The sequence below is a fragment of the Kineosporia sp. NBRC 101731 genome, from assembly GCF_030269305.1.
Taxonomy (GTDB): domain Bacteria; phylum Actinomycetota; class Actinomycetes; order Actinomycetales; family Kineosporiaceae; genus Kineosporia.
In genome coordinates this window covers 451945-472848 of record NZ_BSTC01000004.1, presented here as the reverse complement: position 1 = coordinate 472848, position 20904 = coordinate 451945, and the positions used below count along the sequence as shown (strand labels likewise).

At 68.6% G+C, this 20904-nt stretch carries 20 protein-coding genes and 1 pseudogene; 13 read left to right on the top strand and 8 right to left on the bottom strand.

Features of this window, described 5'->3' with window-relative positions; genetic code table 11:
• Positions 1-17 precede the first annotated feature (17 nt).
• Positions 18-1469, bottom strand: a complete 1452-nt coding sequence (locus QSK05_RS15085) for an aldehyde dehydrogenase (RefSeq protein ID WP_285597820.1) — start codon at positions 1467-1469, stop codon at positions 18-20.
• Between the two features lie 179 nt (positions 1470-1648).
• Here QSK05_RS15085 and QSK05_RS15080 point away from each other — a divergent pair, with 179 nt between their 5' ends.
• The 11 genes and pseudogenes from QSK05_RS15080 (at position 1649) to QSK05_RS15025 (ending at position 11406) form a co-directional block, all read left to right on the top strand.
• A complete protein-coding gene (locus tag QSK05_RS15080; protein WP_285597819.1) occupies positions 1649-2539 on the top strand; it encodes a LysR family transcriptional regulator in 891 nt (296 codons plus the stop codon).
• Between the two features lie 109 nt (positions 2540-2648).
• A complete protein-coding gene (locus QSK05_RS15075) occupies positions 2649-3752 on the top strand; it encodes a mandelate racemase/muconate lactonizing enzyme family protein (RefSeq protein WP_285597818.1) in 1104 nt (367 codons plus the stop codon).
• 56 nt (positions 3753-3808) lie between these two features.
• Positions 3809-4663, top strand: coding sequence for a catechol 1,2-dioxygenase (gene catA / locus QSK05_RS15070; RefSeq protein WP_285597817.1), 855 nt, complete (start codon positions 3809-3811; stop codon positions 4661-4663).
• A 34-nt stretch (positions 4664-4697) separates the two neighbouring features.
• Positions 4698-4979 (top strand): muconolactone Delta-isomerase, encoded by a 282-nt coding sequence (locus QSK05_RS15065; RefSeq protein WP_285597816.1) that lies wholly within the window; start codon positions 4698-4700, stop codon positions 4977-4979.
• 131 nt (positions 4980-5110) lie between these two features.
• Positions 5111-6391: pseudogene (locus QSK05_RS15055) on the top strand (cation-translocating P-type ATPase); the annotation flags it as partial.
• 17 nt (positions 6392-6408) lie between these two features.
• Complete coding sequence (locus QSK05_RS15050; RefSeq protein WP_285597814.1) at positions 6409-7239, top strand: slipin family protein; 831 nt, start codon at positions 6409-6411, stop codon at positions 7237-7239.
• A gap of 1 nt (position 7240) precedes the next feature.
• Entirely contained in the window at positions 7241-8758 is a 1518-nt protein-coding gene (locus tag QSK05_RS15045) for a bifunctional aminoglycoside phosphotransferase/ATP-binding protein (RefSeq protein WP_285597813.1), read from the top strand.
• A 37-nt stretch (positions 8759-8795) separates the two neighbouring features.
• Complete coding sequence (locus QSK05_RS15040; RefSeq protein ID WP_285597812.1) at positions 8796-9737, top strand: adenine nucleotide alpha hydrolase family protein; 942 nt, start codon at positions 8796-8798, stop codon at positions 9735-9737.
• Positions 9738-9850: 113 nt separating this feature from the next.
• The gene (locus QSK05_RS15035; RefSeq protein ID WP_285597811.1) at positions 9851-10372 is read left to right on the top strand and encodes a flavodoxin family protein; all 522 of its coding nucleotides are present in this window, start codon (positions 9851-9853) and stop codon (positions 10370-10372) included.
• A 44-nt stretch (positions 10373-10416) separates the two neighbouring features.
• The gene (locus QSK05_RS15030) at positions 10417-11082 is read left to right on the top strand and encodes a response regulator (RefSeq protein WP_285597810.1); all 666 of its coding nucleotides are present in this window, start codon (positions 10417-10419) and stop codon (positions 11080-11082) included.
• Positions 11083-11160: 78 nt separating this feature from the next.
• On the top strand, positions 11161-11406 hold the full coding sequence (locus tag QSK05_RS15025; RefSeq protein WP_285597809.1) for a hypothetical protein: 246 nt from the start codon (positions 11161-11163) through the stop codon (positions 11404-11406).
• Between the two features lie 62 nt (positions 11407-11468).
• Here the strand turns inward: QSK05_RS15025 and QSK05_RS15020 are convergent, their stop codons facing one another.
• Positions 11469-12071, bottom strand: coding sequence for a radical SAM protein (locus tag QSK05_RS15020; protein ID WP_285597808.1), 603 nt, complete (start codon positions 12069-12071; stop codon positions 11469-11471).
• Between the two features lie 566 nt (positions 12072-12637).
• Positions 12638-13558: a LysR family transcriptional regulator gene (locus QSK05_RS15015; protein ID WP_285597807.1), complete on the bottom strand. Its 921-nt coding sequence runs from the start codon at positions 13556-13558 to the stop codon at positions 12638-12640.
• Between the two features lie 104 nt (positions 13559-13662).
• Here QSK05_RS15015 and QSK05_RS15010 point away from each other — a divergent pair, with 104 nt between their 5' ends.
• Positions 13663-14613 carry an FAD-dependent oxidoreductase gene (locus QSK05_RS15010; RefSeq protein WP_285597806.1) on the top strand — a complete coding sequence of 317 codons (951 nt, stop codon included), beginning with the start codon at positions 13663-13665 and terminating at the stop codon, positions 14611-14613.
• An 82-nt stretch (positions 14614-14695) separates the two neighbouring features.
• Here the strand turns inward: QSK05_RS15010 and QSK05_RS15005 are convergent, their stop codons facing one another.
• A complete protein-coding gene (locus QSK05_RS15005) occupies positions 14696-16369 on the bottom strand; it encodes an aminotransferase class I/II-fold pyridoxal phosphate-dependent enzyme (RefSeq protein ID WP_285597805.1) in 1674 nt (557 codons plus the stop codon).
• Positions 16370-16452: 83 nt separating this feature from the next.
• On the opposite strand from QSK05_RS15005, the gene QSK05_RS15000 reads away from it, so the two are divergent.
• Entirely contained in the window at positions 16453-16986 is a 534-nt protein-coding gene (locus QSK05_RS15000; protein WP_285597804.1) for a CGNR zinc finger domain-containing protein, read from the top strand.
• Positions 16987-17012: 26 nt separating this feature from the next.
• Here the strand turns inward: QSK05_RS15000 and QSK05_RS14995 are convergent, their stop codons facing one another.
• The 4 genes from QSK05_RS14995 to QSK05_RS14980 all read right to left on the bottom strand — a co-directional run bounded on the left by QSK05_RS14995 (position 17013) and on the right by QSK05_RS14980 (position 20895).
• Positions 17013-17333, bottom strand: a complete 321-nt coding sequence (locus QSK05_RS14995; protein WP_285597803.1) for a hypothetical protein — start codon at positions 17331-17333, stop codon at positions 17013-17015.
• 45 nt (positions 17334-17378) lie between these two features.
• On the bottom strand, positions 17379-17795 hold the full coding sequence (locus tag QSK05_RS14990; RefSeq protein ID WP_285597802.1) for a hypothetical protein: 417 nt from the start codon (positions 17793-17795) through the stop codon (positions 17379-17381).
• A 452-nt stretch (positions 17796-18247) separates the two neighbouring features.
• Positions 18248-19411, bottom strand: coding sequence for a hypothetical protein (locus tag QSK05_RS14985; protein WP_285597801.1), 1164 nt, complete (start codon positions 19409-19411; stop codon positions 18248-18250).
• Positions 19412-19611: 200 nt separating this feature from the next.
• Entirely contained in the window at positions 19612-20895 is a 1284-nt protein-coding gene (locus QSK05_RS14980; RefSeq protein ID WP_285597800.1) for a glycosyltransferase, read from the bottom strand.
• Between the last annotated feature and the right edge of the window lie 9 nt (positions 20896-20904).

Genomic DNA, 20904 nt, shown 5'->3' with positions numbered 1-20904 from the left:
TCTGTCCTCCGGCGGTCTCAGAACGGGTACGGCTGGTCGGACGGCTCGATCGTGACCCATTTCAGGTCGGTGAATTCGTTGATCACGGCCCGGCCGTCGAAACGGCCGTAGCCACTGGCCTTCACCCCGCCGTACGGAGCCTGCGCCTCGTTCTGCACCGTTGCCCCGTTCACGTGCACGTGACCGGCCTGAATGCGCAGGGCGACCTGCAGCGCCCGCCCGCTGTCCTTGCCGAAGACCGCTGCGGCCAGTCCGTACTCGGTGTCGTTGGCGACCTCGACAGCCTGTTCCACGCCGGAGACCCGGACCACGGTGGTGATCGGGCCGAAGGTCTCCTGGTCGTAGATCGCCATGTCCGGGGTCACCCTGTCGACGATCGTGGCCGGCATCGCGGCGCCCTCGGCCTTTCCGCCGACCACGACCTGACCCCCCTTGGCGACGGCGTCGTCGATCAGGTCGTTGATCCTCGCGCCGGACTCCTCGCGGATCATCGGCCCGACCACACAGGACGCGTCTTCGACCGGGTCGCCGCCGGCGAGCGTCGTGGCCCGGGCCGCGAACCGGGCCACGAACTCGTCCGCGACCGACTCGTCCACCACGAATCGCTCCGTGGACATGCAGATCTGCCCTTGATAGAGGAAAGACCCGAACACCGCGGCATTCACTGCGCCGTCCAGGTCCGCGTCGTCCAGCACCACGAACGGGGCCTTGCCGCCGAGCTCGAGCAGAGCGGGTTTCAGATGACGTGCCGACTTCTCCGCGATGATGCGGCCCACCTTCGTGGACCCGGTGAAGTTCACGCGGCGTACCGCAGGGTGCGCGATGATCGCCTCCACCACCTGGTCGGAGTCTTCGGGGGCACTGGTGACGAAATTCAGCACGCCGGCCGGAAGTCCTGCCTCATGCATGATCTCGGCGATCAGCAGGTGCGTGGCCGGGCTGGTCTCGGACGCCCGGAAGACGACCGTGTTGCCACAGACGATCGGGTAGGCGATGGCCCGGGCGGCCAGCACCCCGGCACCGTTCCAGGGGGCCATGCTCAGCACCACGCCGACGGGCTGCCGAACGGTCATGGACATCGTTCCGGGCTTGTCGGTCGGCAGCGTCTCGCCCTGGATCTGGGTCGCCAGACCGCCTGCCTCGCGCAGCAACTGCGAGGTGAGGAAGGCATTGAAGCCGGCCCACAACTGAGCGGCACCGACCTCGGCCATCATGGTCCCGATGAACTCCGGGGTCCGGCGCTCCATGATGTCGGCGGCCTTCAGCATGATGGCCCGGCGCTCGGTGGGGCCGGTGGCCGACCAGCTGGTGAAGGCCCTGGCCGCGGACTGAACGGCGTCCAGGGCATCGTCCACGCCGGCGGCCGCGCCCTGGCTCACCAGGTCGCCGGTGAGCGGATTCCTGCGCTCGAACGTTCGGCCGCCCCGAGCATCTCGGCTCTCGTTGTCGATGATCAGCTGGGTTTTCATGGAAGTCTCCGTCGCCATTGACTGTGCGCTACTACCATCGGTTTGGTGTAACGAATTTTGACCGCCGTCGTCAGAAGTGTTACACGTTGGCCAGGTCGGGTCCAGATCTGGCGTGGACAACCGGCCACCGCGGGCCGGGCGTGCTTGGAGCCGGGCCCCCGGCGTGCTTGTCTGCCCTCATGGAGCTTCGTCATCTGCGGTACTTCGTCGTGGTGGCGCAGGAGCGGCACTTCGGGAGGGCGGCCGCGCGCCTGCACATCGCCCAGCCGCCCCTGTCGCAGCAGATCCGCCGGCTGGAGGCCGAACTGGGGGTACAGCTCCTCCTGCGCACCACCCGCCGGGTCGAACTGACCGCGGCCGGCGAGCGATATCTGGAACGTGCGCAGGCGGTGCTCGCCGCGGTCGAGGCGGCCGGGAACGAGGCGGTCATGGTGTCGCTGGGGGACGCCGGTCATGTCGCCATCGGGTTCACCGGCTCGGCCACGTACGAGGTGCTGCCGGCCCTGGCGCGGGCTCTGCGTCGAGACCTTCCTGGGATCACGCTGGATCTCAAGGGGGAGATGCTGACGCCGGACCAGGCGACGGCGCTGCTGGAGGGGACGCTGGACCTGGGTTTCCTGCGGCCACCGGTGCGCGAGTCCCGGCTGGAGGTGCGGGTGCTGCGCAGCGAGCCGCTGATTGCCGTGCTGCCCGAGCAGCATCCCCTGGCCCGGCGCAGCGTCCTGCGGTTGAAGGATCTGCGGGACGAGCCGTTCATCGGGTATCCGTCCCACCGGCGATCGACCGTTCACGAGGCGGTATTGGAAGCCTGTGACCAGGCCGGTTTCGTTCCGGGGGAACTGCAGGAGGTGGCGGAGACCTCGACACTGGTCTCGTTCGTGGCCGCTGGTCTCGGCGTGGCGCTGGTGCCGGAGTCGGTGCGGCACCTGCAGATCACGGGTGCCGCGTACCGCCCACTGACCGGAACGACCCGACGGGTGGAGCTCGCCGCCGCGATGCTCGCCGGACCGGATCGTCCTGCTCTGCGTCGGGTCCTGGAACGGGCTGAGGCCCTGTTCACGGGCGATTGAGAGCCTGGAGGTCTCAATCACCGGTGCACTATGTATTTCCCTCGATCGCCGCGGCCCGTGAGACTCGGTCGAAACAGCCTGCAGGAACCGTTCGGGACGGTGAGGACCGATGAAGATCACCGGCGTCGAGGCGATTCCGTTCTCCGTGCCCTATGCCAAGCCGTTGCGGTTCGCCAGCGGTGAGGTGAGTGCCGCCGAGCACGTGCTGGTGCGCGTCCACACCGATGCCGGGCTGGTCGGGACGGCCGAGGCGCCGCCTCGCCCGTTCACCTACGGTGAGACGCAGACCTCGATCAAGGCCGTGATCGACGGCATCTTCGCGCCCGCGGTGCTCGGGCTCTCGCCCCTGGCCCGGGAGGTGGCCCATCAGCGGATGGCCCGCACCGTGGGCAACCCGACGGCCAAGAGCGCCCTCGACATGGCGCTGTGGGACCTGGTGGGTCAGAGCCTGGGTGTCAGCGTCACTGATCTCCTGGGCGGGTTCACCGACCGGATGCGGGTGGCCCACATGCTCGGCTTCGACACGCCGGAGGCCATGGTCGACGAGGCCGCCCGGATCCGGGAACTGCACGGCATCAGCACTTTCAAGGTGAAGGTCGGCCGCCGCCCGGCCGCGCTGGACGTGGCGGTGTGCCGGGCCCTGCGGGAGGCGTTCGGCTCCACGGTCGAGCTGTACGTGGACGGCAATCGCGGGTGGAGCCCGTCGGAGGCCGCCAGGGCGCTCAAGGCCATGGAGGACCTGGATCTGTCCTTCGCCGAGGAGCTCTGCCCGGCGGACGACGTCCTGGGACGTCGGTGGCTGGTGCGGCAGTCGAGCGTTCCCACGTTCGCCGACGAAAGCGTCCCCACGCCGGCTGATGTGACCCGGGAGCTGCTCGGCGGCTCGGCCGACGGCATCAGCATCAAGACCGCCCGCACCGGCTTCACCACCTCCCAGCGCGTGTTGTTCCAGTGCGAGGGAATGGGAGTGGACGTGGTGATGGGCAACCAGATCGACGGACAGATCGGTTCCCTGTGCAGCGCCGCGTTCGGCGCCGCGTTCGCCCTCAGTTCCCGCCGGCCGGGCGAACTCTCGAACTTCCTCGACATGACCGACGATCTGCTGACCGAACCGCTGCAGATCGTGGACGGTGAACTGGCGGTCCGCCAGGGACCCGGCCTGGGGATCCGGATCGACGAGGAGAAACTCACCCGCTACCGGCAGGACCGATAGTCCGGCGGGAGCAGTCCGCACAGCGTTATCAGCCGACAGAGAGGTACGGCCTGAAGATGACCACCACCGACCACCACATCGAGTTCCCACCCAGCGCAGCCGGTTCCGGCAACGCCGCGACGATGAGTTTCCAGGAGAGGCAGAAGGTCACCGCGCAGGCCGATCCCGCGCGGGTCGACCTCCTGGCCACCGCCGTCCTGACCGCTGTGCACGACATCGTCCGCCGGCACGAGGTCTCGTACGCCGAGTACGACGCGCTCAAGGCGTGGATGATCCAGGTGGGGGAGGACGGGGAATGGCCGCTCTTCCTGGACGTCTGGGTGGAGCACGCGGTCGAGGAGGTCGCCAACGCTGCCCGCGAGGGTTCGAAGGGCAGCATCGAAGGACCGTATTACGTGCCCGGCGCCCCGTCGCTGGGCGCTGAGGGTGCTCTGCCCATGCGTGAGGACGAGCAGGGCACGCCGCTGCTCTTTCACGGACTGGTCCGTAACGTCGGGGGAGATCCGCTCCCCGGTGCGACCGTCGACATCTGGCATGCCGACAATGACGGCTACTACGCCCAGTTCGCACCCGGCATTCCGGAATGGAACCTGCGAGGGGTGTTCATCACCGGCCCGGACGGTTCGTTCAGCATCCGCACCATCCAGCCGGCGCCCTACCAGATCCCGACCGACGGCTCGTGCGGCGCGCTGATCCGGGCCGCCGGATGGCACGCCTGGCGCCCGGCCCACCTGCACCTGAAGGTCTCGGCACCCGGCCACCTGCCGGTCACCACCCAGCTGTACTTCGCCGGTGGTGAGCACGTGAACTCCGACATCGCCCAGGCCACCAAGCCCGAACTGATCCTCTCACCGGTGGCGGTGGATTCCGGCGCCGAGGTCCGCTACGACTTCGTGCTGGATCCGCAGTAGGTTCTTCGGCAACGACGACAAGGTGGAGGACGGCGTGCTGTTCGCGGTGACCATGCAGGTGAACCTGCCGCCCGACCTGGATCCCGCCGTGCGGGCCGACCTGCTGGCGCGGGAGGCGGCGTACAGCCGCTCGCAGCAGGAGGCCGGCCGGTGGCCCCATCTGTGGCGGATCGCCGGGCAGTACGCCAACCTCAGCGTCATCGATGCGCAGGACAATGCCCAGCTGCACGACATCCTCTCGAGCCTGCCGCTGTTCCCGTACATGACGATCGACGTCAGGCCACTGACGAGGCATCCCAACTCGATCAGGGACTGACCCGCTCGAGGACGTCGGACCGAGCTCGACGACTTCGCTGCCGGATTGCTTCCGGATCAGGCCGGCGCGGGAAAACGATTCAGCCCGATGGCCAGCTGCTCGGTGTTCCCCGCGAAGCAGATGCGCACCCAGCCCTCGCCCTGCGCACCCTGTCGGTCGCCTACCGACCCTTGCCGCCCGACGGTGCCGGGCCCGCAGCCGATTCCGGTCGATCCCCGGGGATACCGGGGAGTGAGCTGGAACACGACCTGATTCTCCTGGGGACTGTCGGGATCCTGGACCCGCCCCGGCCTGAGGTCGCTCCCGCCGTTCAGGAGGCTGCGCGGGCCGGTATCCGGGTTCTGATGATCACGGGAGATCACCCCGCGACCGCCGCACGCATCGCCCAGGACCTGGGGATCGGCGGCGTCGGCGAGCAGCCACTGACCGGTGTCCAGATCGACGCCCTGGACACCGAGGGACTGCGGGCCGCGACCGCCACGACATCGGTCTACGCCCGGGTGGCGCCGGCCCACAAGCTGCGCATCGTCGCGGCTCTGCAGGCCCAGGGTCACGTCGTCGCCATGACCGGGGACGGGGTCAACGACGCCCCGGCCCTGAAGTCGGCCGACATCGGCATCGCCATGGGGATCACCGGGACCGAGGTCACCAAGGAAGCGGCCTCCATGATCCTGGCCGACGACAACTTCGCCACCATCGTCTCCGCTGTTCGCCAGGGCCGCGTCATCTTCGAGAACATCCGCAAATTCCTGCGCTACCTCCTGACCTCCAACCTGGGAGAGGTCCTGACGGTCTTCGGCGGAGTGGTGCTGGCCGATGCCCTCGGACTCACCCAGGCTTCGCACACGGCCGTCGTACTGCCGTTGCTGGCCACCCAGATCCTCTGGGTCAACCTGATCACCGATTCGGCCCCCGCCCTGGCCATGGGGATGGACCCCGAGACCGACGACGTGATGGCCCGGCGCCCGCGTCGGCGCAGCGACCGGATCATCGACACCCGGATGTGGCTGAGCGCCCTGTTCATCGGGGTGGTCATCGCGGCGTCCACCCTGTTCGCCCTCGACATCTTCCTGCCCGGAGGACTCGTGGAAGGGCACGACTCTCTCGCGGTGGCCCGGACCGCGGCCTTCACCACCCTGGTGCTGGCCCAGCTGTTCAACGTCTTCAACTGCCGTTCCGAGACCACGAGTGCCTTCCACCGGCTCTTCGTCAACCCCTGGCTCTGGGCGTCCGTCGGATTCGGCCTGCTCGCGCAGGCCCTCGTCGTCGAGGTTCCCTTCCTCCAGACGGCCTTCGGCACCGCCTCTCTCGACCTGGAGCACTGGCTGGTCAGTGCGGCCCTGGCCAGCACCGTGCTGTGGCTCGACGAACTGCGCAAGGTGTTTCTCCGGTACTCGTCACGAGCCGTCTGATTCAGAAGGAGATTTTCATGACCACATGGGCATCCGTCATCGGGATCGTCCTGGCCGTACTGCTCGTTCTCCTCGCCCTGGCGGTGCGGATCGTGAAGCAGTACGAGCAAGGTGTTCTCTTCCGGCTCGGACGGGTGGTCGGGGTGCGTGGTCCCGGGCTGCAGCTGATCATCCCGTTCGTCGATGTCATGCACCGGGTCTCGCTGCGGATCGTGACCATGCCGATCCAGTCGCAGGGCATCATCACCCGGGACAACGTCAGCGTGGACGTCTCGGCGGTCGCCTACTTCCGGGTGGTGGACGCGACCCGGTCGGTGGTGGCGATCCAGAACGTCTACGCAGCTATCGACCAGATCGCGCAGACGACCCTGCGCAAGGTCGTGGGGCAGCACACCCTGGACGAGACGTTGTCCGAGACCGATCGCATCAACCTCGACATCCGCGCGATCCTGGATGTCACCACGGTGGAGTGGGGCGTCGAGGTCACCCTGGTGGAACTGAAAGACATTCAGCTGCCCGACAGCATGAAGCGGGCGATGGCCCGCCAGGCCGAGGCCGAGCGGGAGAAGCGCGCGAAGATCATCAACGCCGAGGGGGAGTCCCTGGCCGCGACCGCTCTGGGGGAGGCCTCGGACGTCATGATGGCGCACCCGCTGGCCCTGCAGCTACGAAATCTTCAGAGCCTGGTGGAGATCGGGGTGGACAAGAACACCACAGTGGTCTTCCCGGCCCCTCTGATGACCACCATCGCCGAACTGGGCTCCTTCCTCGAACGCGAGGCTGCGGCCGCGACGCCCGGCCGGCCCGATCCGGTCGCGACCCCCAACGGCGTGCCCACCGGGCACTGACATGACGACGAACGGCACCACGCCGGTCACCACCGAGGGCGGCCCTCCGACCCGGATGATCCAGACCCACTGCTCGACACTCACCTTCGGCGTCGATCGGGTGCACAAGGTGAAGAAGCCGCTCGATCTCGGCTTCGTCGACTTCCGCTCCCCGGCCTCGCGTCGCCGGGCCTGCCGTCGCGAAGTCGAGCTCAACCGCCAGTTCGCACCGGACGTGTACCTCGGGGTGGAGGAGATCGGTCCCCAGGGCAGCGCCCCGGTCGACTGGGCCGTGGTGATGCGGCGGATGCCAGAGGAGCGAAGGCTGTCGTCGCTGATGGCAGCCGGTGCCGACGTCAGTGACGATGTCCGTGAGGTGGCCCGGCAATTGGCCGTCCACCATGCCCAGGCGCCCAGGTCGTCCCGGATCGACCACGCGGGAACGCCAGGGCAGCTGCGGCGACGCTGGTCGGACAACCTCGTGGCGCTGCGGGCCTGGGTGCCGTCGGTGCTGGCCCCGGACGTCCTGGCCGAAATTGCCGATCTTGCCGAGAATTACATTGACGGCAGACATTCGCTGCTGGATGCCCGGGTGGCGCAGGGCCGGATCCGCGACGGTCACGGGGATCTGCTCGCAGACGACATCTTCTGTCTGGACGACGGGCCCCGGATCCTTGACTGCCTGGAGTTCGACGACGATCTGCGCGCGGTGGACGGCCTGGACGACGCCGGTTGCCTGGCCATGGACCTCGAGCGGCTGGGCGCTGTCGAGCTGGGACAGCGCTTCATCGACTGGTTCTGCGAGTTCAGTGGTGAGGCGAGGATCGGGTCACTGATCCACCACTACACCGCCTATCGTGCCGTGGTGCGGATGAAAGTCGCTTGCCTGCGATGGTCCCAAGGGCAACCGGAGGCGCTGGAGCAGGCCCAGCAGCTGTCCGGGATCGCCCTGCGGCACCTGCGGGCCGGAGCTCCGCGGTTGATCCTCGTCGGTGGCACTCCGGGAACGGGCAAGTCGACGGTGGCGGGCGCACTGGCCGACCGACTCGGTGCTGTCCTGCTGCGCTCGGACCGGCTCCGTAAGGAGAACGCCGGGATCCCTCCGGAGCAGGACGCGACTCAGCCCTGGCAGCAAGGGCTTTACGCTCCGGTGATGACCACGGACACCTACGACCGATTGATCGAGGTCGCCGCCCGGTTGCTCGGTCACGGCGAGAGCGTCGTGCTGGACGCGAGCTGGTCCACCGGCGGAGAACGGGCCCAGGCCCGGCAGGCGGCCGCGGTGACGTTCAGCAGCGTGCAGGAACTGCGCTGCAGCGCCCCGCCGGAGCTGGTCGATGCTCGCATCGGTTCCCGCCGCAAGGGCCGCGATCCGTCCGACGCGAACCCGGGTATCGCTCGGATGATGGAGAAGGAGTTCCACCCCTGGCCCGAGGCCGCACCGCTGACCACGACCGGGAGCACGGACCAGAACATCCAGGAAGCGGTGCGTCTGACCGGAAGGACCTCCGGCTCTGTTGTTTCCACGGTGCCAGGCTGAAGACTCGTGATCGGCAAAAACCTCTGGAGGCGCGGCCATGACAGAGCCCCGTGCGCGGGACGGATACAGCGCGCAGCACCAACCCGGGGGCGAGGGCGCGCAGGTGGTTCTGGGATTCGATGCGGGCTGGCAGCTACCCCATCTGCTGCGGATCGCGGCCCGGGAAGCGCAGCTGCGGGGGGCCGGACTGTCCATCGTGACCGTGGCCAGGCCCGAGCAGTTCCGCGATGTGAGTCAGCTCCTGAGTCTCGGTGGTTCTGAAAAGGACTGGTGGACATGGTCGGCGTCCGAGGTGCGACGCAGCCAGCGCGCCGCGGCCCGGAAGGTGCGGGCCCAGCATCCCGACCTTCCCATCAGCCTGACCTATCTGGGGGAGGGGGACGTCCATCCCTCGGGTGAGCCGTTCACGTCGGCGACTCTGCTGGTGCTCGGCGGGACCAACCGTTACGGGAGAATACCGTTCGGGGCGAACTCCACCGGTGGCCTGCTGATGAGAGCAGTGAACTGTCCTACCCTGGTCGTACCGGGCAGCGAACTCATCTCGCAAACCGCTGGAGCAGGGCGGGAGCACGATGATTACGACAACGGGCCGGTGGTCGCGGCCGTACCGGCCGGAGATCGCGGCGTGGAGATCATCCGTGAGGCCGAGGCCGAGATGAGCCGTCGGGGAGGGGAACTGCAGATCCTGCGGTCCTTCGAACCCAAGACTGGCGAGACCTCCTCGCAAGCCAGGCAAAACGCCGCCGAGGAGATCAGCCGCCAGGTCGAGCAGGCCGGCGTACCGACCGACACGCACTGGATCGCCATCCTCAGTGACCAGACACCGCTGGCTGCCGTCCGTCAGCAGATGACCGACGCCGGGGTGATCGTCCTGGGTGGCTCTTCCGTGGCCGCGGACGGCCCGGCCATCGATGCTCAGACTCACGACATGCTGGACAGCTGCCCCTGTCTGGTCCTGATCCTGCCTCCTGGCCGGTGACGGTGCGCGCCTCATGACGGTGAGCGGGACGTTCGCCTCTGCCGGGTATCTGACGTTCACGGCAGGCTGGGCGGTAACGGGCTAGCCGGCACCTTCGATCGAGGGAGCAGATCATGCGAGCGCTCGTCGTTTACGAATCGATGTTCGGCAATACGCGTGCCGTTGCCGAGGCGATCGGGTCAGGGCTGAGCGAGAAGGCTGACGTGGAGGTCGTTCCGGTCAGGGATGTCCCCCTGCGGATCGGCAACGATGTGGATCTGCTGGTCGTCGGTGGGCCGACCCACGCGTTCGGCCTGTCCCGTCGGTCGTCCCGACAGCAGGCCGGCCAGCAGGCTGAAGCAGCCGGTCTGCCCCGGCCGGAGACCGATGTGGGTCTTCGGGAATGGCTCGAGGCCACGCCGCTGGTGCCAGGGCTGCCGGCCGCAGTTTTCGATACTCAGATGCGCAACCCCTTCTCGGGTTCGGCTTCCCGGCCGGCTCGCCGGGCCCTGCGGCGTCTGGGCTGTGACATCGCGCCCGGGACCTGTTCCTTCTACGTCCAGGGAAACCGTGGACCGCTGGTGGACGGGGAACTGGAGCGTGCGCGGGCCTGGGGCCGAAGTCTCGCGCAGACGGAACATCGGGTCGACGCTTGAGAAGGCCCGTCTGACAGTTCACGGTGAAGGAGATGAACGGACAGGTGATCAGAGTCTTTCTGCTCGACGATCACGAACTGGTCCGTCGTGGTCTGGTCGCGCTCCTGAAGAGCGCCGGCGATCTTGAGGTCGTGGGCGAGTCCGGCTCGGTGAGAGGAGCCGTTGACCACATTCTTTCTCTGCGGCCCGATGTCGCCGTTCTTGACGGCCGTCTGCCGGACGGCAGCGGCATCGATGTCTGCCGTGACATTCGTTCGGCCGACCCATCGATCAAGACGTTGATCCTTACCTCGTACGAGGAAGACGAGGCGATGTTCAACGCGGTCATGGGTGGCGCGGCGGGGTATGTTCTCAAGGAGGTGCGAGGCGGCGACATCGTCGATGGCATCCGCCGCGTCGCCTCCGGCCAGACCCTCCTGGACCCCGGCATCACGCAGCAGGTTCTGGACCGTCTTCGTCCTCGTATCGGCCAGGAGTTCAGCGAGCTGGCCCTGCTCACGAGGCAGCAGCGACGCGTTCTGGAGCTGATCACCGACGGCCTGACGAACCGCCAGATCAGCGAGCAACTTCTCCTGACCGAGAAGACGGTCAAGAACTACGTCTCGCAGGTGTTCGCCAAGCTCGGGGTGCAGCATCGAACCCAGGCTGCCCTGCTGGCCAACAGGTTTGCCAACGCCCAGGCCCGTCGGTCTTCAGCAAGTGGGGGCTGAAGTCGTCCATCGGTAGGCCGGTGGCCCCGCAGCGATCCGAGGCTTGACGGGTGAACCGAACGTCCTGAGGATTGGTTCGTGACCGAGGAGCTCGTGTATGGGGTACGACGTTTTCGGATGCTGCCTTATCACGATGCGGTGCGGGGCGATCGACAGGCGATCGAACTGGCTGAGGTGGTCGACAACAAACTTGGACCGGCGCTCATGACGGTCCTGTTCGCCGACAGTGGCGACCTCGCCGGATCGGAAGTGCTGATCAACGAGGGCTGCCTCCCCTGGCCCGTCGTGTCCGGTTTCATGGTCCGTGCAGCTCAGGAGCAATAGCGTCTGGGCCAGACGGGTGTGGAAAGTCCCTAGGATCGGCCGGCGTCCAGGGCAGCCCGCACCTACTCGACCCACACCCCGGCGTTCAGCAGGTCCTGCTTCAGTTGCAGAGCCGCTGCGCTGACCGGTCCACCCGAGGCCATGTACCGGTGGCGGAGGCCCGAGGGGGGCACAGCGGCCAGGTCCTGACAGTCATAGATCTCGACCGACTGAAGACCGGTCCGCCCGGAGAGCGCATGCGTCAGCGCCGCCCGGTGGTCCGGGTCGAAGGGCCGCGCGTCGACAACCGGCAGTTGCAGCCGTATCGCACGACCCAAGTTCTGTAACCGGTCGGCAAGTTTCAGCGCGTCCAACTCGTCCGGGTTCGACCAGCCGGCTCGGGCGGGGAGGCTGATGGTGGTGAGGTCGATCTCGCGCAGCATGCGGTCGTTGACGCGGCCGCTTCCGGCACCGGAGGTGATCATCTCGGTGCGCAGGCCGGACTCCCCGCAGGCCTGGAGCAGCGCGCTGACGAAGGTGGCCTGGAACAAGGGTTCCCGGCCCTGGAGAACCACTGATCCCTGGGTCAGGGTGTTGCGGTGGGCGAGCGCGACGTTCAGTACCTGCTGAACGGTCATCAGGTGCCCGGTGCTGGTTTCGTACGGGTAGGTCGGTCGCTTGGGCATCCCCAGGCACACCAGTAGATGAACCGGACCCGAAGTGGTGGGGTTGTCCGGGAAGGGCGACGGGGCCGTGACGAGACGGCACTTCTCGACAGTGCCGTAGACGTGCAGGGGCAATCCGGACCCCTGGGGCCAGGCAGTGATGGGGGCGCTGGGTCTGGACGACGGTTGAGCAGCGACAGTCATGGTGCGTCTGCGCTGCATCGGGATCGTAGGAGAGCGATGCGACACCTTCACGTGATCCCGGCCCATCGCTGTCGGAGGCAGTACCGAGGATATTCTCGGGAGGGATGGCCACGCCGGACAGGGCCATTGGTCCCGACCCGACCGCCCGACCGGCCCTCCCGACGGGGCCGGAGGGCCTGCGGCCCGGTGGCCCGATGCAGCGCAGGCTCTGTTCGGCGGCCGACCTGGAACACTGAAGTCGCGGACGAAATGGCTGGCTTCATCAGCTTTCTGGTCACCGGCGAGGCAGACCGGTCCTTGTGCCCCTGAACGGGTCTCCCTCACCGGAACCGGCGGGTGTGGACGACGTCCGATCGTTGAGCGTCCAGTTCCGGCGGGGCTTCTCAGGCTTCTCGGACTTGGGAGGCCGGGACGGCGTCGATCTCGTCCATCAGGGCGAGCAGTGCCAGGGCGGGGGCCGGAAGGTGCTCGGGACGGTAGGCGAGCGCCAGGTCGACCGTCGGGGTGGGCCCGGTGAAGTGCCGTAGGCGCACGCCGGGCATCGGCAGGGCCCGGGCCCGGCCGGCGGGAACGACGGCGATGACACCGCCGCCGGCGACCGCGCGCAGCAGCTGCTCGTCGTCGGGTTCGTACCGGGCGTGGTGGAAGCCACCGTCGGGCCAGACCTGCTGGACCGTGCGGTCGTACATCCCGGGACCGTTCTCGCGGGGCCACATGACCACCGGCTCGTCGACGAGGTGCTGGCGGGGAACCTTCCGCGGGAACCGGGTCAGGAGGGGGTGGCCGTCCGGCAGGGCGAGCATGAGCTCCTCCGGGGCCATCAATCGGCAGACGATGCCGGCCTCCTCGATCGGTGGGCGGACGAAGGCCAGGTCGAGGCGTCTCTTCAGCAGCCCGCTGACGTTCAGGGCGGTCCAGCCGGTCTCGGCGATGACCTCGACGTGCGGGAACCGGGCCCGGTAACCGGCCACCAGGGCGTCGACGGTCCCGCCCCGGGCCGAGCGGGTGTAGGCCAGCCGGATCCGGCCGCTCTGGCCTTGGACCGCGGCCCGGATGCGGGTGTCCGCGGCGTCGACGCGGGCCATCAGGTCACGCCCCTCGGCCTCCACCAGCGAGCCGACCCCGGTGAGCACGCAGCCACCCGGGCGGCGCACGATCAGCTCGGCCCCGATTTCCTTTTCCAGCAGCTGGATCTGCTGGGTCAGGGCCGACTGGGCGATGTGCAGGCGAGCAGCCGCCCGGGTGAAGCTGAGTTCCTCGGCCAGCATCACGAAGTACCGCAGCCGCCGCAGCTCCAGGGCCATCGCATCAGTATTGCTGATCGCTGCATCGGAAGCCGGTATTGGACGTTTCTGGTAGCTGTCCGGTGAGCTGGGTGCTTCAAGGGACAGCAAATCCGGGGGGAACAATGTCTGATGTCACGGTCGTCGGGGCTGGAGTGATCGGCCTGTCCTGCGCAGTGCGCCTGCTCGAGGCCGGTCTGGAAGTCACCGTGCGGTGCGCCGATGCACCCGAGGACACGGTGTCGGCCGTCGCGGCGGCGGTCTGGTACCCCAGCGGCTTCCCGGCCGGCGATGCCCGGTCGCTGGACTGGGCTCGCGGTGGTTTCGACCAGCTGGCCCAGGACGTGATCCACGGCGCGCCCGGCGTGACGATGCGCCGCACCCGCATGCTGTTGCGCCGTCCGGCCCCCTCGCCCTGGTGGTCGGCGGCGGTGCCCGACTTCCGGCTCGTCGAACACGATGGAGCGCAGTCGGGCGTCACCCAGGAATGGCAGTTCACCGTGCCGACGGTGGAGATGCGGCCCTACCTGCGCTGGCTGATCCAGCGTGTGAGCAGCAGCGGCGGCGTCCTGGAGCGGCGTCCGGTGCGCACCCTCGATGAACTGGCCACCCGGGTCGTCGTCAACGCCTCCGGCCTGGGCGCCCGAACTCTGGCCGACGACGACGCGGTCCACGCGATTCGCGGTCAGATCGTGCTGGTGTCCAATCCCGGGATCGAGACCTCGGTCCGTGACGAGAACCACCCGGCCGGGCACGCTTACGTGCACCCGCGCAGCACCGACGTCGTTCTCGGCGGCACCGTCGAACCCCACCAGTACGGCACGACACCCGACCCGGAGGTGACCGCGGCGATCCTGGAACGCTGCCGTGCCCTGGTACCCGAACTGGCTCACGCCCGGGTCCTGGGCCAGGCGGTCGGCCTGCGCCCGGGCCGCACCGGAGGGATAAGACTGGAGGTGGGCCCCGGTCCACGATCCGGAACCCACGTGGTGCACACCTACGGGCACGGCGGTGCCGGCGTCACCCTGGCCTGGGGTTGCGCCGACGAGGTCGCGCGCATCATCCAGAGCCTCTGATGAGTCGAGGCTTTTGTGGTCGATGGTGGACGCGGTCGCGCGCGGCTCTCGCGGTGGTCGTCCCGCCCAGACCCCGACGCCGTCAGCGATCCCGCAGCGCCGCCTCCATTCGATGGGTGATCTCGTCGAGCACCGCGCAACTCGTGGCGAAGTTCAGTCGGGTGAACTCCTGACGGCCGCCGAATTCCGTTCCGGAGCTGGTGAAGACGCCGGCCTCACGCCGGAAGAAGTCACCGGCGTCCGCACCGGCCAGGGCGTCGGAGCAATCCAGCCAGGCCAGGTAGGTGGCGTCCGGAACCCGCAGGTGGACACCCGGCATCCGGTCCACCGCGCCGGCCAGCCGGTCACGCTGATTCCGGAGATGGGTGCGTACGTCAGCCAGCCACGGGTCGCCCCGTTCCCAGGCCGCGCGGGTCGCCTCGACCCCCAGAACGTTCGAGATGCCATGAATGTCCGGGGGCTCGGCGTCCCACCGTTTCCGCAGGGCCGGCGGGCCGATATGAGCGACGGCCGTGCGCAGTCCGGCGATGTTGAAGGCCTTGGTGGCAGAGGTGAGAGTGACGGTCCGGGCGGCGGTCTCGGAACTCAGACCGGCGAACGGGAGGTGCCGATGGGGGTCGTGCACCAGGTCGGCGTGGATCTCGTCGCTGATCACCAGCAGGTCGTGACGCTCGGCCAGCTCCGCGAGCCGCACCAGTTCGTCCTCTGCGAAAACGGCGCCGGTCGGATTCTGAGGATTGACCAGGAGCAGAACCTTCGCGGGCCGCTCGGTGAGTTCGCGCTCCAGCCGGTCGGTGTCGTGCGTCCATCGGCCCTGGTCGAAGAGGACGGGCAAGGGCAGCGGAACCCGTCCCATCGTGGGGACGCAGGCCCGGAAGGGCGGGTAGTTGGGTTCCTGGATGATGACCCCGTCACCGGGCTCGGTGCTCAGGTGCAGCAGGATCTGCAGGCCGGCCAGGAGATCGGTGATGCCCCGGACGCAGGAGGGTTCGGCGGCCCACCCGAATTTCCGCGACATCCGGCCCGCGAAGACCTCGGCCAGCGGGTCCAGGTCGCCCGGGCGGTCCGGATATCCGAGATCGCCGCGATCGAGCACATCGAGCACGCTCTCCCGGATGACCGGGGCAACGGGGAAGTCCATGTCGGCGACCCAGGCCGGCAGGAGGTCGGGATGACGACGCCACTTCACCCCCTGCTTGGCGCGCAGCCAGGTCAGCGGTGGATCGAACGACGGGGTGGCCGGGGTCCTCAGCAGGGCGTCGCGTAGTCCTTCCAGCTGGCCGTGGTGCTGCGCCAGCTCCTCGTACAGATGCAGCAGAACGCCGTCCTGCGTCAGGTCACGCTGCGGGCCGAGGAAGGCCGGGTCCGGGGCCAGGGCGGGGGGAGCGCTGGGCGTCAGGTGGGCCAGGTCGGCGCGCAGCTGGGTCTGAGCGGCATCGAGTGCTGTCAAGAGCTCCTGAGCCGATCCGGTGGCCGTGAACTCCGCACTGCGGTCACGCGTGCTCGAGCGGCCGGCCAGTACCGTCCCACCCCAGTAGGTCATCACCCCGATCACGTGGGTGACCAGGCCGAACGGGGTGTTGGCGGTCGCGGTGGGGCGCCGGTTCACCTGCTCGTCGCCGAGTTCCCCGATCACGGCGCGGATGCCGGAGAGGGCTCGTTCGGCGAAGTAGGCGAAGTCCTCGCCCGGGAGGTGCAGGTCCGGGAGCTGAGTCGGTGAGGTCGGTGAGGTCGGTGAGGTCGGTGGGGAGGTCATGGCTGCCTCTTCCTCGGTGGTGGCGGGCTGTCCCGGCCATTGAACCGGCAGACGCGGCGTTTGTAACCGGTTAAGATGGTTACATGTTTGTATACGTCAGCAACCGCCTGAGCCTGGACCTGCTCGGGACCCTGAAGTGGCGCAGCGACGTCCCCGAAGAACACCTGCTCACCGCGCACGACGTGGCGACCTGGAGCCAGGGCTCGTCGCTGGGGGTGCCGGTCGCGACGGACGAGGCCGGGCTGGCGAGGGTGCGGGACGTACGCGAGATGCTCTACCGGGCGATCACGGCGGCGCAGAACGGCCAGGAACTGATCGAGGTGGAGGTGGCGCAGTTGAACGAGATCGCCCGCGGCCCTGCCCCCGAGCTGCATCTGGACCAGGACGGCCGGGTGTCGCGCAGTGCCGACATCGACGCCCTGCTCACCGCCGTGGTGCGCGACGGTCTCGAACTACTGGCCGGTCCGCAGGCGCCGCAGATCCGCAACTGCGCCAACGATCGCTGCACCCGCCTGTACGTGGACACCTCCCGCGCCGGCAACCGGCGCTGGTGCGGGATGGCGGAGTGCGGTAATGCCGCCAAGGTCGCTGCCTTTCGTGCCCGGCAGCGATCATGACCAGGCGTGACCAAGCTTGACCAGGCTTAGTGCTCCAGCGAGAACTCGCTCTGCTCGCCCGCGGGGACCGGCCGGGTCGGGGGCGCGTCCAGTTGCGGCTGGGACGTGATGAGCTGCCAGCGCATGGCGTGCCGGTCGTGCCGGACCGTTCCCTCCCGCGTCAGCTGGTGCAGGGAGCGGCTGACCTGGTCACCGACGACCAGAACCTGCCACGTGGAGCGGACGTCGGCCGGGATGTGGTCCCACAGCCGTTCGCGGATCTCGCGCAGGGTCAGACCGCCCCGGCCGGTGGCGAGGCAGGCCAGGACCCAGGTGTCGGTGGCGGCGCTGAGCTGTCGGCTGTCCATTCCGGACATCAGATCACACCCGCCGCCCCCGACCGGGACGCCTGCCTATCCGACCGGCGCGTACACGACGGTGAAGCCCTGGGCGGTCTTGGTGTTCCAGTCCTTCGTGCGGCCCGCTTGGCGTCCGTGGGCCTCCAGGTACCCGCGGAACGCCTGGATGTCCCATTCCTTGCCGCGCTTCTCGAAGTGGAACACGTCGCGCCCGATGATGATCTCGCCGGGCTTCTCGACCTCTTCGCAGGATTCCTCGCTGATCTGCCCGGCACTGTTCATGGACAGGCAGTCGACGTTCCCGCCCTCGGAGTCCCGCGCGGTGACGATCTGGTAGTTGCTGTCCTTCGCGGGGCCGACCGGGTTCAGGCCCATCCAGACCTCGCCCCCGGAGATGAGGCTGTATTTCTTGTCGCTCTTCTTGCGGGCGAAGTCGACCTTCGGGCTCCGCGGCGAAGGAGGGTGGGTCATGCTCCTCCCCGACAGCGTTCCCGGAGGTTGTCGAATATCCCGGCGTCCCCACCCTCCTCATCGGCCCAGAGTTCCCGTTCGGCAGGCAGGGCGACCGCGAGGGGCGCTTTCGGCGCATCGGCCGGCCGTCGTGTCCGCCTCCGGTGCGGACCCAGCCACCCTGGAATCGACCCGGTGCGAGGGTGGACCACTGCCCTGCCCCGGATTACGGGGCAGGGCAGGTGGTTACAGCGTGGATCCGCAGGGGGAGCAGGACGGTGGGGTGCTGGGGTGCCAGAACCGCCACTTGTGGGCGGGGGCGGTGGACGGATCACCCGATGGATAGACGTTCTTGGTTCCGGCATAGGGCGCGCCCGCCGGGCCGGTGGACGGCGCGACGGTCTGGACGTACGCCGTAGGTGGGGTCAGGCAGCATTGACAGCCGGGCTCTCTGGGTGGACGACTCCAGAGCCTCAGGCGCGGTGCTGGGCGACGGCGAGCAGCGCCTGCGCCTCGGCGCTTCGGCTGCGGCAGAGCTCGGTGAGCGCCTGCAGCTCGGCGGCCTCCTGGGAGAAGCCGGGCCAGCGCGGCCCGGAGACGAAGGCGTCTTCGAACTGCTCCTGGGTGAGAATCCGGACCGGGGTGGAGTTGACGGTGCGGAGGTCGACCTTGAGGGTGGCCCCGGGGCCGGTCAGACGCGCGACGTGATTGTTTCCGACCTTCCAGATACCAGGAGTGGCGTGCCATTTCGCGGCCAGGGCCATCGAGACGGTGCGGCGGGGATTCAGCTGGTCGCGAAGGTGCTCGGCGCTCACCAGCGTGTCCGCCCCTGGAGGGAGCGCGACACCGGTCTCTTGGGCGAGGTCGACGATCGGCTGCTGGAGCTGCAGATCTGCGCTGACGTGCAGCCCGACGGCGGCCGTGCGCACCTCCTGCTCCGTGGTGCCACCGCTCAGCTGATAGCACGTCAGGAGATGCAGGATCTCGACGTCGACGAACGCCGCGGCCTCGTTCACGATCGGGAACTGCGTGGGTGCCCAGCCGCTGCGGTAGTACTCCTGCTCGTCGAGGAACGCAGGCAGGAGGAGGGTGTTCAGTCCGGCGAGCGTTGCCTGCAGCCCAGCCGTCATCTCGGGGCGCCAGTTCGTTCCGACGCGTGCGATCTTCTCCGACAGGCCGAGGAACTCCACCACCGTGCAGGCCGTGGCGTAGGCGGCGCGCAACACCAGCAGGTCGGCCCGGGCATGGGCGGCCGGAGTGTCGGGCACGGATTTCAGCGGGTCGTAGACCCGGGCGCGCCGGGCCCGGCTACGGGCCAGCCGGGCGGCGATGGCTTCCGGCGAGAACCGGGACGGGACAACGGTTGCGTCCGGATCGGCAAGGGAGTGCAGGTTCGGGGAACCGGTCGGCCTCGGCGCCGCGTCGACCCGGGCCGGTGGATGCGCCGGACCGGGGAAGTCGAACTCCTGCCAGTAGAAGGTGGTCTCCGGCGCCGAGCCGGCCGGGTCGAACACCTGCCGGGCGAAGGCATCTTCCTGGGGTCTGCGCCGGTTGCTCACCGCATGGTCCTCGCCCACGAGATAGAACGTGTGCGGGTCCAGGACGAGCGGCGCCTTGCCGGTGGGGGTGGTCGACATGCCCATCTCCTGTCATCCGTGCAGGAATGCCTCGACGGCAGCCTAGGCCGCAGCGTGCGGGCCCCGGAGATTCTGTCGACGTGCGGTGCAGGGACGAGCAGTGACGAGCAGTGACGAGCAGGGCGGCGGTCCGACGGTGGGTGGGCCGGACCGCAGACGTGACGACATCGTCCGTCATCGGTACGGCCCACCCCGCCGGATCACATCACCGCGGGCTCCTGCGCCGCCGTATCGCTCTGCGGGAAGAGAGCGTCGAACACGCGCTCGCGGTCGAAGGCCAGGGCGAACTCGCGGGCCCGGACGGCCATCGCTTCACGGTCGGCCGGAGCCAGGTTGAGAACGGCCTCGTCCATCGCCTCGGTCAGGGCGTTCACGTTGCCGGCCTCGACCACGATCGCGGTGTCACCGATCGCCTCGCCGGTTCCGCCCGTGATCGTGGTGATCACCGGGCCGCCGCCGGAGAGCATCTTCTCCACCAGGGCGATGCCGAAGGTCTCGACGAAGTCGGGCTCGGGCTTGGTCGGCAGGGTGTACGCGGCACAGCCGTTCATCAGCAGCGGCTTCTCGTCGTCGTCGACGTCGGTGAGGAAAACCACCTGCTCGTCCTCCAGCGCCATCGCCTGGATGTGCTCCAGGGCCGGCCCGTTGCCCGCGATCACCAGCTTCACCTGGTCCCGGCAGCGGGACTGGGCGAAGGCGGTGACCAGGTCGTAGACGCCCTTGGCCCGGGCCACGCGGGACAGGAAGAGGATGTAGCCGTCGCGCTCCAGGCCCCGGCGGGCCAGGGCGGCCTCGACCGCGGCCGGGTCCGGGTCCAGGTAGGCGGAGGTGTCGATCGGGGGATACCCGATGATCACGCGCTCGCGGCACTGGCCGGCGAAGGAGGTGCCCGCGATGTGGTCGACCTCCTCGGCGCAGGCGATGATCTCGTCGCGGGTGTACTCGGAGACCGCGATCAGCTCGTCATTGGCCAGGAACGTGGTGAACAGTGCGATGGCGGCGCCGAAATGCTCCTCCCGCAGGGCATTCCTGATCACATTGGTGACGTCCGAGCCGACCGCCTTGGCCATCGTGCGCACCTGCGGGCGCAGCCCGGCGGCCCGGGCCGCCGTGACCGCGTTGACCACCACGTCGGTGTGGGGCGACAGGTACATCGACAGGCAGACGGTCGGCACCGGCTCGCTCAGCAACTCGATCAGCCGGCCGGTGAGGCCGGCCATGTAGCGACCGTCGGGCACCCGGTAGTCCCCGACCGGATCCGGCCGCTCGACGGTGATGCCCGGGCTGTAGGGCAGCAGCCCGTCCATCGGCTTGAGCGGCAGCCCGGCGGCCTCGAGGACCTCCATCGGCCAGGTGAGCAGGCGCACGTCGTCGAAGCCGCGGGTCAGGGCGACCTCGGCCAGGTTGCGTGCCTCGCCGGAATGGCCGCAGATCACCGGGTCGGCCCGGACGGCGATGACGAGACGGCGGCGCGGAAGACTCATCGAGACCTA

Bases quoted from the DNA above. Each gene is read 5' to 3' on its own strand.
- QSK05_RS15085 (WP_285597820.1), bottom strand. From the start codon at position 1,469: ATGAAAACCCAGCTGATCATCGACAACGAGAGCCGAGATGCTCGGGGC.
- catA (WP_285597817.1), top strand. From the start codon at position 3,809: ATGACCACCACCGACCACCACATCGAGTTCCCACCCAGCGCAGCCGGT.
- QSK05_RS15045 (WP_285597813.1), top strand. From the start codon at position 7,241: ATGACGACGAACGGCACCACGCCGGTCACCACCGAGGGCGGCCCTCCG.
- QSK05_RS15050 (WP_285597814.1), top strand. From the start codon at position 6,409: ATGACCACATGGGCATCCGTCATCGGGATCGTCCTGGCCGTACTGCTC.
- QSK05_RS15020 (WP_285597808.1), bottom strand. From the start codon at position 12,071: ATGCCCAAGCGACCGACCTACCCGTACGAAACCAGCACCGGGCACCTG.
- QSK05_RS15080 (WP_285597819.1), top strand. From the start codon at position 1,649: ATGGAGCTTCGTCATCTGCGGTACTTCGTCGTGGTGGCGCAGGAGCGG.
- QSK05_RS15005 (WP_285597805.1), bottom strand. From the start codon at position 16,369: ATGACCTCCCCACCGACCTCACCGACCTCACCGACCTCACCGACTCAG.
- QSK05_RS15075 (WP_285597818.1), top strand. From the start codon at position 2,649: ATGAAGATCACCGGCGTCGAGGCGATTCCGTTCTCCGTGCCCTATGCC.
- QSK05_RS14995 (WP_285597803.1), bottom strand. From the start codon at position 17,333: ATGGACAGCCGACAGCTCAGCGCCGCCACCGACACCTGGGTCCTGGCC.
- QSK05_RS15000 (WP_285597804.1), top strand. From the start codon at position 16,453: ATGTTTGTATACGTCAGCAACCGCCTGAGCCTGGACCTGCTCGGGACC.
- QSK05_RS15040 (WP_285597812.1), top strand. From the start codon at position 8,796: ATGACAGAGCCCCGTGCGCGGGACGGATACAGCGCGCAGCACCAACCC.
- QSK05_RS15015 (WP_285597807.1), bottom strand. From the start codon at position 13,558: ATGGCCCTGGAGCTGCGGCGGCTGCGGTACTTCGTGATGCTGGCCGAG.
- QSK05_RS14990 (WP_285597802.1), bottom strand. From the start codon at position 17,795: ATGACCCACCCTCCTTCGCCGCGGAGCCCGAAGGTCGACTTCGCCCGC.
- QSK05_RS15010 (WP_285597806.1), top strand. From the start codon at position 13,663: ATGTCTGATGTCACGGTCGTCGGGGCTGGAGTGATCGGCCTGTCCTGC.
- QSK05_RS14980 (WP_285597800.1), bottom strand. From the start codon at position 20,895: ATGAGTCTTCCGCGCCGCCGTCTCGTCATCGCCGTCCGGGCCGACCCG.
- QSK05_RS14985 (WP_285597801.1), bottom strand. From the start codon at position 19,411: ATGTCGACCACCCCCACCGGCAAGGCGCCGCTCGTCCTGGACCCGCAC.
- QSK05_RS15035 (WP_285597811.1), top strand. From the start codon at position 9,851: ATGCGAGCGCTCGTCGTTTACGAATCGATGTTCGGCAATACGCGTGCC.